13 protein-coding genes and 1 riboswitch are annotated in these 12,247 nt (G+C 61.7%); of the genes, 11 read left to right on the forward strand and 2 right to left on the reverse strand.

Annotated elements, in window-relative coordinates:
• The first annotated feature begins 1 nt into the window (after position 1).
• The gene (locus NZ453_RS00735; RefSeq protein ID WP_263768352.1) at positions 2 to 580 is read left to right on the forward strand and encodes a 1-acyl-sn-glycerol-3-phosphate acyltransferase; all 579 of its coding nucleotides are present in this window, start codon (positions 2 to 4) and stop codon (positions 578 to 580) included.
• Positions 581 to 703: 123 nt separating this feature from the next.
• Here the strand turns inward: NZ453_RS00735 and NZ453_RS00740 are convergent, their stop codons facing one another.
• Positions 704 to 1,348 carry a hypothetical protein gene (locus NZ453_RS00740; protein WP_263768353.1) on the reverse strand — a complete coding sequence of 215 codons (645 nt, stop codon included), beginning with the start codon at positions 1,346 to 1,348 and terminating at the stop codon, positions 704 to 706.
• Between the two features lie 251 nt (positions 1,349 to 1,599).
• Here NZ453_RS00740 and thrH point away from each other — a divergent pair, with 251 nt between their 5' ends.
• The 3 genes from thrH (at position 1,600) to NZ453_RS00755 (ending at position 5,130) form a co-directional block, all read left to right on the forward strand.
• Positions 1,600 to 2,214: a bifunctional phosphoserine phosphatase/homoserine phosphotransferase ThrH gene (gene thrH, locus NZ453_RS00745; protein ID WP_263768354.1), complete on the forward strand. Its 615-nt coding sequence runs from the start codon at positions 1,600 to 1,602 to the stop codon at positions 2,212 to 2,214.
• Positions 2,215 to 2,222: 8 nt separating this feature from the next.
• Positions 2,223 to 3,101 carry a formyltetrahydrofolate deformylase gene (gene purU, locus NZ453_RS00750; RefSeq protein WP_263768355.1) on the forward strand — a complete coding sequence of 293 codons (879 nt, stop codon included), beginning with the start codon at positions 2,223 to 2,225 and terminating at the stop codon, positions 3,099 to 3,101.
• An 85-nt stretch (positions 3,102 to 3,186) separates the two neighbouring features.
• Positions 3,187 to 5,130, forward strand: coding sequence for an ABC-F family ATP-binding cassette domain-containing protein (locus NZ453_RS00755; protein ID WP_263768356.1), 1,944 nt, complete (start codon positions 3,187 to 3,189; stop codon positions 5,128 to 5,130).
• Between the two features lie 68 nt (positions 5,131 to 5,198).
• Here NZ453_RS00755 and NZ453_RS00760 read toward each other — a convergent pair whose 3' ends face one another.
• Entirely contained in the window at positions 5,199 to 6,206 is a 1,008-nt protein-coding gene (locus tag NZ453_RS00760; protein ID WP_263768357.1) for a DMT family transporter, read from the reverse strand.
• Positions 6,207 to 6,450: 244 nt separating this feature from the next.
• Here NZ453_RS00760 and NZ453_RS00765 point away from each other — a divergent pair, with 244 nt between their 5' ends.
• The 7 genes from NZ453_RS00765 (at position 6,451) to cbpB (ending at position 12,172) form a co-directional block, all read left to right on the forward strand.
• The gene (locus NZ453_RS00765; protein ID WP_263768358.1) at positions 6,451 to 7,533 is read left to right on the forward strand and encodes a VanZ family protein; all 1,083 of its coding nucleotides are present in this window, start codon (positions 6,451 to 6,453) and stop codon (positions 7,531 to 7,533) included.
• 62 nt (positions 7,534 to 7,595) lie between these two features.
• Complete coding sequence (locus tag NZ453_RS00770; protein WP_263768359.1) at positions 7,596 to 7,904, forward strand: (2Fe-2S) ferredoxin domain-containing protein; 309 nt, start codon at positions 7,596 to 7,598, stop codon at positions 7,902 to 7,904.
• Positions 7,905 to 7,919: 15 nt separating this feature from the next.
• Positions 7,920 to 8,558 carry an alpha/beta hydrolase gene (locus tag NZ453_RS00775; RefSeq protein ID WP_263768360.1) on the forward strand — a complete coding sequence of 213 codons (639 nt, stop codon included), beginning with the start codon at positions 7,920 to 7,922 and terminating at the stop codon, positions 8,556 to 8,558.
• Entirely contained in the window at positions 8,546 to 9,478 is a 933-nt protein-coding gene (locus NZ453_RS00780) for an ATP-binding cassette domain-containing protein (RefSeq protein ID WP_263768361.1), read from the forward strand. The genes NZ453_RS00775 and NZ453_RS00780 overlap by 13 nt, the downstream gene beginning before the upstream one ends.
• Positions 9,479 to 9,506: 28 nt before the next feature.
• Entirely contained in the window at positions 9,507 to 10,298 is a 792-nt protein-coding gene (locus tag NZ453_RS00785) for an ABC transporter permease (RefSeq protein WP_263768362.1), read from the forward strand.
• A gap of 77 nt (positions 10,299 to 10,375) precedes the next feature.
• Positions 10,376 to 10,564: riboswitch (cobalamin riboswitch) on the forward strand.
• Between the two features lie 33 nt (positions 10,565 to 10,597).
• The gene (gene cbpA / locus NZ453_RS00790; protein WP_263768363.1) at positions 10,598 to 10,795 is read left to right on the forward strand and encodes a modified peptide precursor CbpA; all 198 of its coding nucleotides are present in this window, start codon (positions 10,598 to 10,600) and stop codon (positions 10,793 to 10,795) included.
• Positions 10,796 to 12,172 carry a peptide-modifying radical SAM enzyme CbpB gene (cbpB, locus tag NZ453_RS00795; protein ID WP_263768364.1) on the forward strand — a complete coding sequence of 459 codons (1,377 nt, stop codon included), beginning with the start codon at positions 10,796 to 10,798 and terminating at the stop codon, positions 12,170 to 12,172.
• Positions 12,173 to 12,247 lie beyond the last annotated feature (75 nt).

Below are 12,247 nucleotides of genomic sequence, written 5' to 3' on the forward strand. Positions count from 1 at the left end.
TATGCTGCGTTCGCTCGCTTCAATGACGCTGCGACTCGTCGGCTGGCATTCGGTGTTCGAAATGCCGCCGGGGCCGAAATCGGTGATCGTCGTCTATCCACACACCTCGAACTGGGACTTCGTACTCGGCGTACTGTGCCGCGTGAAGCATGGCGTCTTCTTGCATTGGGCAGGCAAAGACACCCTCTTCCGTTGGCCGCTACGCGGTTTCTTTCTGCGCTTGGGTGGCGTACCGATCAATCGGCGCGAGCGCACCGGGATGATCGCCCAGCTCGCCGAAGCCCTGCGCCGCGAGCCGACCTTCCACATCGCGATCACGCCGGAAGGAACGCGTTCCAAAACCGACCACTGGAAATCGGGTTTCTATCGCCTTGCCCTGGCCGCCGACGCACCGCTGGGGCTCGGTTTCATCGATTACGGCACAAAGCGCGTCGGCGTCGAGCGCTGGATCAAACTCATCGGCAACGAGGAAGCGGACCTCGCATTGCTGCGCGCTTACTACGCCGACAAGAAGGGCCTGTATCCGGAAAAGTCCGGCGACATCCGCTTTCTCCCGCGCCCTGCGGAAAAGAGCGCCTGATCTTCATCAGATAAGAAACACCGGCATTTCCGCCCAGGAGAGCACAACCATCCGGACGGATCGCTTACCGGCGTGCGATCACATCTCGGCACGGGAACGCTCTTTCTCGCTTCGCCAAAACTGTCAAGGAGCGGGCGTCGTCGTTGCGCTTTCCTTCTTTGACGACGCTTCCGCGCGGGCCGCTTCCTTTTCTGCCCGTTTGGCTTCTTCCTTCGCGCGCTTCTCGGCGCGCTTGGCGTCATCTTTGGCACGCTTCTCCAGCTTTGCCTGACGCTTGGCTTCCTCGGCAGCCGCCTGCTCGCGCCCTTTCACCGCCTTGGCTTCCTTGTCGGCAATCTTCTTTTCGCGCTCCGTCGCTTTTTCGGCTTCTCGAATGCGAAACGCCTCGGCCTTTTCCTGCTGGTCTGCGTCACGTTTCACGCGGTCGGCTTGGCGCTGCACATCCTCGGCGTCAAGTTCGGCCCGTCGCGCCTCACGCAGGAAATCGCGCGCCGGCGCGTCAAGTTTGCGCGCCTCGATCGTCGCCTGTGTATGACGCTTCTTGGCGTCAGCAAGGCAATCGTTGACCAGAAACTTGTCGTAGCACGCGTCCTGCTCGGCGGCGAAGCGCTGATCGGCCTCGTGCTTCATCTGCGAGGCTCGGGCGCGCTGCGCGTCGGCCTCCTCCTTTGTTTGCGGCACAGGAACCGCTTCCGGCGTGGACGTCTCGGCACGCGCTATGGAACCGAGCAGCAACGCGGCAAGCAAGAAACAACGTATGTACATCATGGCAACCTCCAGGGGCCGTAATCTATCAGGCAGTCGGAACTTATGCCACGCGCGCAGCATGCCCACGTCGCCCTCGTGCCAGCGCCAGGGCCGTCACCTCGAGTCTGCGAGCCGTATTTCGCTGCGTGGAAAAGTTCGCTGCGCGAACCGCCGTCGATGCCGGGAACGCTCCGCAAGGAGTAAGACCCTGATGCATTTGGTAGAATGTCGGGCTTCTGTTTACTCAACCGCCACCGCTCAGGGAGCCCGTCTTGAAAATCGTCTGCCTCGACCTCGAAGGCGTTCTCGTCCCCGAAATCTGGATCGCGTTCTCCGAACGCACCGGTATCCCGGAACTGCGCCGGACGACGCGCGACGAGCCGAACTACGACACCTTGATGAAGTACCGCCTCGGCATCCTCGCCGAACACGGGCTTGGGCTACCGGATATTCAGCAGGTCATCTGCGCGATGGGCCCGCTTCCGGGCGCGAAGGCGTTCCTCGACAAGCTGCGCGAGGATTACGAAGTCATCATCCTGTCGGATACGTTCTATGAATTCGCCCACCCCTTGATGCGCCAGCTGGCTTGGCCGACGTTGTTCTGTCACAGTTTGGAGACCGATGCCAGCGGGATGGTCGTCAACTACCACTTACGCATGCCGCAGCAGAAGCGCGAGGCGGTCAAACGCTTCCGCGAAATGAACTTCACGGTCGTCGCCGCCGGCGATTCGTACAACGATACGGCGATGCTCGGCGAAGCGCACGCCGGCATTCTTTTCCACCCGCCCGAAAACGTGATACGCGAGTTCCCGCAGTACCCCGTCACGCGCAGCTACGACGAACTGCGCGCCGAAATCGACAAGGCGTTCGCCCGCGTCGGAGGATAAGCCAGTCCATGTATTCCAAACGTTACTACACGCTCTCCGCTTCCTGTCCCGACCGGGTGGGCATCGTCGCCCGCGTCGCCAGTTTCATTGCCGAACACCGCGGCTGGATTCTCGAGTCGCGCTACCACTCCGATCACAACAATATCGAGAGCAACGGCGACAGCCGCTATTTCATGCGCATCGACATCAAGGCCGAGTCGCTGCCTTTCCATCTCGCCGAGTTCCGCGAGCGTTTCCGGCCAATCGCCGAAGAAATGGGCATGACATGGAAAATCAACGATTCGGCCGTCAAACGGCGCGTGGTCATCCTCGTCAGCAAACAAGAGCACTGTTTGTACGACTTGCTGGCGCGCTGGCAGTCGAAGGAACTCGACATCGAGATCCCCTGCATCATCTCGAACCACGACACCTTCAAGGGCTTCGTCGAGTGGCACGGCATCCCGTTCCATCATGTGCCGGTCGCGCGCGACAACAAGGAGGCTGCATACGCCGAAATCCGGCGCATCTATGAAGAGGTGAAGGGCGACACGATGGTGCTCGCGCGCTACATGCAGATCATTCCCCCGGACATGTGCGACGCGTACCCGGGCCAGATCCTCAATATCCACCACTCGTTCCTGCCCAGCTTCGTCGGCGCCAAGCCGTACCACCAGGCGTACCAGCGCGGCGTCAAGCTGATCGGCGCCACCTGCCACTATGTCACCAGCGAGCTCGACCAGGGTCCGATCATCGAACAGGATGTAATCCGCATCGACCACTCCGATTCCGTCGACGACATGGTGCGCTACGGCAAGGACATCGAGAAAGCCGTACTGGCCCGTGGTCTGCGCTACCACCTCGAAGATCGCGTTCTCGTCCACGGCAACAAGACCGTCGTTTTCCGCTAGATCGCCACGGAGCGCCGCCGGCCGGCATACCGCCTGTCGGTGGCCAAGTTGACTCCGCCCGCGAACTGTTTCAAGGCTCTTCTTCATGATTACCCTCAAGAACGTCACCTTGCGCCGCAGCGCCAAAGTGTTGCTCGACAGCGCCTCGGTGACGCTCAACCCCGGCGAGAAAGTCGGCCTCGTTGGCCGCAACGGGGCGGGCAAGTCGACGCTGTTCGCACTGTTCAACGGCGCACTGCACGAGGATGCAGGCGACTTCTTCATGCCGGCGCAATGGCGCATGGCGCAAGTGGCCCAGGAAATGCCGGAGACCGACCAGTCGGCTACGGACTTCGTGATCGCCGGCGACACGGCGCTGATCGCCGCCGAAGCCGAAGTGCGGGCCGCCGAGGCATCCAACGACGGCGAGCGCATGGCCCACGCCTACACGGCACTGCATGATGCGGGCGCGCACGACGCGCAGGCGCGGGCGCAGGCGCTGATCCTCGGTCTCGGCTTTAAGACTACCGAGGTCGATAGGCCGGTGAATAGCTTCTCCGGCGGCTGGCGCATGCGTCTGCAGCTTGCGCGAGCGCTGATGTGCCCGTCCGACCTGCTGCTCCTCGACGAGCCGACAAACCACCTCGACCTCGATGCGCTGGTCTGGCTCGAAACCTGGCTCAAGCGTTACGAAGGCACGCTGATCGTGATCAGCCACGACCGCGAATTTCTCGATGCCGTGACCTCGGTGACACTGCACATCGAGAACGGCAAACTGACGCGCTACGGTGGCAACTACAGCGCCTTCGAGGAACTGCGCGCGCAGCAGCTCGAGTTGCAGCAGTGCGCGTACGAGCGCCAGCAAGAAAAAATCGCGCATCTCACGAAGTTCATCACCCGTTTCAAGGCCAAGGCGACAAAGGCTCGGCAAGCGCAAAGCCGGGTCAAGGCGCTGGAACGCATGGAGAAACTCGCGCCGGTGCTCGCCAGTGCGGACTTCACCTTCGAATTCGGCGAACCCGCCAATCTGCCCAATCCGATGCTGGCGATGAACGAAGCGTCCTTCGGCTATCCGCCGCCCCCCGATGCGCCGGCCGGAACACCGCCCACCGTAATCGTGCGCAACGTCAGCAAATCGGTAACGGCAGGTCAGCGGATCGGCATCCTCGGCGCCAATGGCCAGGGCAAATCGACGCTGGTGAAGACGATCGCGCGGGTGCTCGCGCCGCTCGGCGGTACCGTCACCGAGGGCAAGGGACTCAACATCGGCTACTTCGCGCAGCAAGAACTCGACGTGCTCGAACCGCTCGACACGCCGCTTGAACATATGGTGCGCCTGGCCAAAAACGGCCTGCCGGCGGGCCAAAGCGGCCGCGAGCAGGATCTGCGCACCTTCCTTGGCTCATTCAACTTCGTCGGCGACATGGTCAAGCAGCCGGTCGGCACGATGAGCGGCGGCGAGAAGGCGCGACTTGTGCTCTGCATGATCGTCTGGCAGCGTCCCAACCTGCTCCTGCTCGACGAACCGACCAACCATCTCGACCTCGCCACGCGGGAAGCGTTGTCGGTTGCCCTCAACGAGTTCGAAGGCACCGTGATGCTGGTCAGCCACGATCGATCGCTGCTGCGCTCGGTCTGCGACGAATTCTGGCTCGTTTCGCGGGGCGGGGTCGCGCCATTCGATGGCGACCTCGACGACTACCAACAATACCTCCTCGACGAAGCGAAGCGGGTGCGCGAGGAGGTGCGCGCCTCCACGCGTTCCGCCAGGGAGGCGGCCGAGCCCATTCCGGCCCCGCAGACGGCGCGCCGCCCGGCGGTCAACGTCAAGGCTTTGAAGCGCGACCTCGGCAAGCTAGAACAACGGATGCTCGAGCTGCAGACTCGAAAGCACGCGCTCGAAGCCAGCCTGTCGGCGGCGACGTCGCCGCAAGAGATCGGCACCATCGGGACCGATCTGCAGCAGCTTGACGCCGAACTCGCCGAGAACGAAGACCGCTGGCTGGCAATCTCCGAACAGATTGAGACCGAGGAAAACGGTACCGCCTGACCTCCGGCCCAGCCGGGGCCGGCCGCGCCGCCTGACGCCGAAAACGTGAAGAGCCTCCGAGAGCGAAGTCAGCCGCCGGAGGTCGCGCTGGCTAGTGCCGCGGTTCTTTCGCGAGCCGAGGCGCGCTCGTGCGTTGCAACGTAAATGCCGCTGGCCACGAGGAGCGCGATTCCGGCGAGCGACCACGCGTCCGGAAAATCGCCGAAGGCGACGAAACCGATCAACATCACCCAGATCAACTGCGAGTAGGTGAACGGCGCCAGCCGCGAAGCCGGTGCATGGCTGTAGGCCTTGATCAGCAGCAGGTGAGCCGAACCGCTGAGCACGCCGACGAACACCAGCAGCGCCGCGTGTGCCAGATTCTGCGGCGTGACCCAGATATAGGGAAGCGCCGCCGAGAGGAGCAAGGAACCGATCAAGCCCGCGTAGAAGATCGAGGTGTAGGCGCTCTCGACGGCGGCGATCTTGCGCGTCAGCACCTGATAGCTCGCAAAGGCCACGGCGTTGCCGATCGGCAACAACACCGCCCAGTGGAAAACGTCACTGCCAGGACGAATGATCACGAGCACGCCGATGAAACCGCTCGCGACGGCAATCCAGCGCGCGGCGTCGACGTGCTCCTTGAGAAACACCACGGACAGTAGCGTCACGATCAACGGCGTCAGGAAGGCGATCGAGGTCGACTCCGCGAGCGGCATGTACTTCAGCGCACCGACGAAGAAGAGCGAAGCGCCGACCAGCAGAAAGCCGCGCACGATCTGCACCCCGGGGTGCGCGGTACGCACGAGCCCCTTGCCCAGGCGCGGCCCGAGGGCGGCGACGATGAACACCAGATGGAAGGTGTAGCACGCCCAGACCACGAAGGCGACCGGATAGAAGCGTGTCAGGTATTTGGAACAAAGATCGGTGATCGAGAAGAGCGCGACGGTCACGAGGACCAGCACAATTCCCCGCAGCAGGCGGGGCTTTTCGGCAGTGGGGCTGTTCATCAAAACGCGGGGAGGCAGATGGAAGCTGGAAACAAAAACGAAGAGATCCCCGGTGACGGAATCGACGGCAACAAGACAATGGTGCATCGCCTCGTCCTGCCACCAGCCCGCGCTAGCAGTAAGCGACAGGCTCGTCCCGATACTCTCCTAAACCGCCAGTGTACGGTAGAAACGGAGAATTCGCCGAGATTTGTCTCCGGAATGACGAAGCAACATAACCGCGTCCGCGTCTCGACAGAAGCGGGCTCCGTACCGTATCCGCGGAACGCCCGGCAAGTCCTTCGCGCTAGAATGGCGACATAGTCCTCCCGGCCTGTCAGCGATGCAGCCCTTGTCCCCGAAGCAAAAGCCAACGCCGCTAAGAACGCCGCTTCCGGCATCCGGGTTGCCCACCTACCTCGCGCTGTCGTACGCCGTCCTGGTCGTTTACGGCAGCCTGCACCCCTTCTCCGGATGGCGCAGCCCGGGATTACCGCTCCTGTTTTTCCTCGACGCCGGGTGGCCGCGTTACTGGACGGTTTTCGATGTCTTTGTGAACGCCTTGGCTTATCTTCCGCTCGGATTCCTCTTCACGCTGGCTCTGCGGCGCATTCCCGGAAATACCCTGTCCGCGCTGGTGGCGACCTTGCTTGGCGCCCTCTTGAGTTTGTGTCTTGAGACGATCCAAGCCTGGCTTCCGGCACGGGTGCCGTCCAATCTCGACTTTGCCTGCAACGCGTTGGGTACCGCTATTGGCGCCGTGTTGGCGGTGCGCCACGGGCATCGCTTTTTCTATCGGGTGGCACTCCTGCAACGGCGATTGCTGGCGCCGATACCGCATGTCGAGTTGGGACTCGTTCTCGTCGGGCTTTGGCTCCTCACCCAGCTCTCGCCGGAGACAATCCTGTTTGGAGCAGGCGACCTGCGCCACCTGCTCGACATTGCATCCCCCTTGCCTTACGCCGCACCGTCATTCTTCGCCCTCGAAACAGGCACCATCGCCTGCAACACCGTCGCCATCGGGCTCGTGGTTCGCACCTTGCTGGTCAGAAACCCCTCTCCGTACTTGGTCTTGACCCTGTTCTTTTTCGTCGCATTGGCCATTCGCACGCTCGCCGCCGGCGTGCTCATCGATCCGTACCACGCGTTGGCTTGGCTTACTCCCGGTGCGGGACTGGGTTTGATGATCGGTGGCTCGCTACTTGCCGTACTTCTGCTCCTTCCGGGTTGGGTACGTGTCGCGCTTGCCGGCCTTGCGTTGATGGCAGGAACCGTGCTGGTCAATGCCTCGCCGCCCAATCCGTATTCGGCGGTCGCTCTCGCCGCATGGCGGCAGGGCCACTTTCTAAACTTCAACGGATTGACACGGCTTGCTGCCAGCCTGTGGCCGTTTCTTGCACTTACCTACCTGATCGCACTCGGACGCCGGCTTTGAATCAAGCCGGTGATCGGTTGTCAGAGAGCCACGCCAACTCCAATAACGAGAACTTCTTCAGCATGAGCTACTACAAACACCACGTATTTTTCTGCTGCAATCAGCGCCCCGAAGGCGAGAGCTGTTGCAACAACCTCGGCGCCACGGTCGCCCAAACCTATGCCAAGGATCGGATCTCCGAGCTCAAATTGAAAGGCAAGGGCAAGATAAGGATCAACAAGGCCGGCTGCCTCGACCGTTGCGACGAAGGCCCGGTCCTCGTGGTGTATCCGGAAGAGGTCTGGTACAGCTACGTGGATACTGAGGACATCGAGGAGATCATCCAGGAGCACCTGATCAACGGCCGTGTCGTCGAGCGGTTGAAAATCTGACGACAGGGCCGGCCTATGAAAACCAACGCTGAAACGGTCCACATTTCGGGACCGGCGGGCCCTATCGAGACCATTATCGAAAATCCGGGCAATCCAGTCGGTATCGCGCTGGTGTGCCATCCCCACCCTCTTTTCGGCGGGTCCAACACCAACAAGGTGACGCAGACGGTGGCCCGCGCGCTTGTCCGGTTAAACTACGTGGCTCTGCGACCGAATTTCCGCGGCGTGGGCCAGAGCGCCGGAAGCCACGACGATGGCCGCGGCGAATGCGACGACATGCTGGCTGTGCTCGCCGATGCCCGTCATCGCTTCGGCGACCTTCCGGTGGCACTCGGCGGCTTCTCTTTCGGCGCCTATGTGCAAACCCACGTTGCCAAAGGGCTGGCCGATGAAGGGCGCGCCGTAGAGCGCATGGTCCTCGTGGGGACCGCCGCTGGCGACGTCAAAGGAATTCGCCGTTATACGACCGGCACGGTCGGCGAAGACACCATCGTGATCCACGGCGGCGCGGACGAAACCGTTCCGCTCGCCAACGTGCTCGCTTGGGCGGAGCCGTTCGATCTACCGGTCATCGTGATTCCTGGCGCGGACCATTTTTTCCATAGACGGCTGCATATCATTAACGACATCGTGACACGCGCATGGCGACCATAAACGACAAGAACAGCCATGCCCTCGACGTATCGGGGTTGCGCAAAAGCTACGACGGCAACGAAGTCGTCGCCGGCATCAGCTTCACCGCGACCCCGGGTACCTGCTTCGGGCTACTCGGCCCCAACGGCGCCGGCAAGACAACCACGCTGCGTTGCTGCCTCGGCCTGACCGCTCCGGACGCAGGCGACATCCGGCTAGGCGGTTTCGATGTACCTGAGGCGGCGGAAGAGGCACGTCGGCGCGTCGGCGTTGTCCCGCAGTTCGACAACCTCGACCCCGATTTCACCGTAACGGAAAATCTGGTCGTGTACGGCCGCTACTTCGGCTTGGCTGATACCGAGATTCGTTCCCGAGTCGGCGATCTGCTCGATTTCGCTGGACTCAAAGGCAAGGAAAAGGCACGTATCCAGACACTCTCCGGTGGTATGAAACGCCGCCTGACGCTCGCCCGAGCGCTGGTTAACAATCCCGACATTGTCTTCCTCGACGAGCCGACGACTGGTCTTGATCCGCAGGCCCGTCACTTGATTTGGGATCGCCTTAAGCAACTCACCGCACGCGGTAAGACACTGATCCTCACGACCCATTTCATGGACGAGGCCGAACGCCTATGCGACCGTCTGGCAATTCTCGACCATGGGCGGCTCATTACCGAAGGCGCACCACGCGATCTGATCGCCGCGCATATCGAACCGCAAGTCGTTGAGGTCTTCGGTGATGACGTCGCCGCGTGGGCGCGCCACCATCAAGGGCTCGGCGAGCGGCTGGAGGTGGCCGGAGATACTGCCTTCTTCTATTGCCGCGACAGCGACCCGCTGCTCCACGCCCTCGCCGGCGAAACCGGGCTGCGCTACATGCACCGGGCGGCGACGTTGGAAGACGTGTTCATCAAACTCACAGGACGGGAGTTGCGCGACTGAACGCGCCGTCCGACAACGAGCCATCGAAATGATCAGAACGACCGCGTTATTTCAACTGCCCCGCCCGGGGCTGAATTGGTTCCCGGTGTGGCGCCGCAACTTTCTCGTGTGGCGCAAGCTGGCGATTCCCTCGATCCTCGGTAACCTTGCCGATCCACTGATCTACATGTTGGGTCTTGGATACGGGCTCGGCAACATGTTGCCGGAAGTGAGCGGCGTCAAGTACGTCAGTTTTCTCTCTGCCGGCACGGTGGTCGCCAGTACGATGAACGCGGCGACATTTGAGGCGCTCTACTCATCGTTTTCCCGCATGCACGTGCAAAAAACGTGGGACGCCATCCTGAACACGCCGTTGTCGCTCGACCACGTCCTCGCAGGCGAACTCGTCTGGGCAGCGAGCAAGAGCCTGCTCTCGGGGCTCGCCATCCTCGTCGTCATCGGGGCGCTTGGACTCACGCAATCTCCATTGGCCCTGTGGGCGATCCCAGTAATCTTCCTGACCGGACTCACATTCGCAGCGATGGGCTTGATCGTATGTTCGCTGGCGCCCTCCTACGATTTCTTCATGTACTACTTCACCTTGTTCATCACGCCAATGCTGCTCGTATCGGGGATATTCTTCCCGGCGGACCAGTTGCCGGCCGCGGTGCATGCTGTCGCCAGTTGGCTGCCGCTCGCTCATGCCGTGCAACTCGCACGGCCCTTGTTGCTCGGTGAAGTCCCGAGCAACATCTTCGGCCATGTAGGCGCGCTGACGCTGATTGCGCTGGTCGCCTTTTATGTTGCATCTGTTCTCACGCGCAAGCGGCTGCTTAAATAACAGTACCAACGTCCTGTGGGTCGCCGCCGGAGATAGGCAGCAAGTCCGCCGCTTGACCGGTGTAGGTGCAAAGAGTGAAAATGCCGGCACCGTTCGGTTCGACGAAACGGAACACGGTGTGAATCCGTGGCGGGCCCGCCGCTGTATCCGGGGACGAACGCTGCAAGGTCGAGAGACCAGCCACTGACGGGGCCTACCCCGCCGGGAAGGTGTAGCGATTCGGATGATCCGGTAGCCAGAAGACGTGTCGAACCGGTTCGGAGTCCAGGCAAGGGCTCCGGCAAAGCGCATGCAGTCGCGTGCACTTTGCCGGAGCCCTTTTTGTTTTTGTTGATCTCATCGAGGAGCAGATTATGTCGAACGCCATTCAAACCCCCGCCAACGCTCAGCCGGCAAAGAAAGAGTCCTCCCCCATCATCGCGGTGCGCAAAAGTTGCAATCCGGACGGAATCGGTCTTTCGCACTATGTGTTGATGGACCGGAAAGCGGCCAAGTAAATGTCGGTAGCCGAACAAAGCCGGGCCGGGGTCGCTGGCCCGCTGATTCCGGTCGACATCGGGCATGACAGATACACAGCGCTTACCGACCCGAATACGGCCTTCTGGGCACTGGTGGACAAGAAACGCGTTGGAGAATCAGAGGCCCATGGTTCGCTGCTCGCCAGCTTCCATGAAAACGCGGCCGCCTTCGCACGCGAAATGCACGCCTTGCGCTTCGAGCTCACGCCCTCGGGCGTGTATCTGAATCCGACCGAGCGTTGCAACCTCAATTGCACGTACTGTTATCTGCCGGGCCAGCAACGTAGCGAAGGTAGGCACATGCCGGTCGACACGCTACTCGTCTCGCTGGAGAAGCTGCGCACCTATTTCCGATCCGTAATGCCAGAAGGCCGCAAGCCGCGCGCCATTTTCCACGGGGCCGAGCCCTTGATGAACAAGGCAGCGGTCTTCGAGGCGATCCGCGCCTTTGGCGATCACTTCGCCTTCGGCATCCAGACCAACGGGACGCTGCTCGATGAAGAGGCGATGAGTTTCCTCACGTCGCGCAACGTCAGCATCGGCCTGTCGCTTGATGGGCCGATGCCGTCGATTACTGACGCGACACGGCTTACCTGGGGTGGCAAGAGCGTGCACGACAAGGTGCTCACAGCCATGGACAAGCTGCGTGGGTACGGCTCGTGGAGCGTCATCACGACGTGCACCACGGAGAACCTGCCGCATCTCACCCGCATGGTGGAGCTCTTCCACGCACGTGAAGTGCCGACGTGCATGCTCAACACCTTGCGTTGCACTCTGCCCGGAGCTCGCGGCGTCAAGCCAGCGGATGCCGATATGGCGCAGTCGTTTTTCGGGGCGCTCGACCGCAGCCACGCGCTATTCAAGGAGACGGGCCGCAAGCTGGTGGTCGCCAACTTCGCCAACATCCTGATCGCGATCCTAGCCCCGACAGCACGCCGGCTGATGTGCGACATCTCGCCTTGCGGCGGCGGACGGGCTTTCTTCGCTTTGGCCGCCGACGGCAGTCTCTATCCCTGCAGCGAATTCATCGGCGTGCCACACTTTAACGGCGGCAATCTGTTCGACGCCGGAGGCGTGGAGGCGGCGCTCGCCTCGGAAGCCTTCAGGACCGTCACCGAGCGCGATGTCGATACGTTTCAACCGTGCAGCGACTGCGCGATCCGGCATTTCTGCGGCTCGCCCTGCCCAGCCGAAGCGCACGAGATGAACGGTGGCATGCAGCAAATCGGCGCCTTCTGCGAATTCTATAAGGAGCAGGTCAACTACGCGTTGCGGTTGATTGCCGACGGCAAGGCCGACGATTATTTATGGGACGGATGGGACGCCGGGACGGAAACGACGTTTCAGGTGCAGTAATCACGGAACGAACGTCGCACTTCCGAGGAAAACAAAAAGGGGCGGATAAACCGCCCCTTTTTTTTTTTGCTCTGC

The organism is Propionivibrio soli, assembly GCF_025770765.1.
Classification (GTDB): domain Bacteria; phylum Pseudomonadota; class Gammaproteobacteria; order Burkholderiales; family Rhodocyclaceae; genus Propionivibrio; species Propionivibrio soli.

Coding starts and splice junctions, on each gene's coding strand:
- NZ453_RS00775 (WP_263768360.1), top strand. CDS start 7,920: ATGAAAACCAACGCTGAAACGGTCCACATTTCGGGACCGGCGGGCCCT.
- NZ453_RS00760 (WP_263768357.1), bottom strand. CDS start 6,206: ATGCACCATTGTCTTGTTGCCGTCGATTCCGTCACCGGGGATCTCTTC.
- cbpB (WP_263768364.1), top strand. CDS start 10,796: ATGTCGGTAGCCGAACAAAGCCGGGCCGGGGTCGCTGGCCCGCTGATT.
- NZ453_RS00740 (WP_263768353.1), bottom strand. CDS start 1,348: ATGATGTACATACGTTGTTTCTTGCTTGCCGCGTTGCTGCTCGGTTCC.
- NZ453_RS00780 (WP_263768361.1), top strand. CDS start 8,546: ATGGCGACCATAAACGACAAGAACAGCCATGCCCTCGACGTATCGGGG.
- NZ453_RS00735 (WP_263768352.1), top strand. CDS start 2: ATGCTGCGTTCGCTCGCTTCAATGACGCTGCGACTCGTCGGCTGGCAT.
- purU (WP_263768355.1), top strand. CDS start 2,223: ATGTATTCCAAACGTTACTACACGCTCTCCGCTTCCTGTCCCGACCGG.
- NZ453_RS00785 (WP_263768362.1), top strand. CDS start 9,507: ATGATCAGAACGACCGCGTTATTTCAACTGCCCCGCCCGGGGCTGAAT.
- NZ453_RS00770 (WP_263768359.1), top strand. CDS start 7,596: ATGAGCTACTACAAACACCACGTATTTTTCTGCTGCAATCAGCGCCCC.
- NZ453_RS00755 (WP_263768356.1), top strand. CDS start 3,187: ATGATTACCCTCAAGAACGTCACCTTGCGCCGCAGCGCCAAAGTGTTG.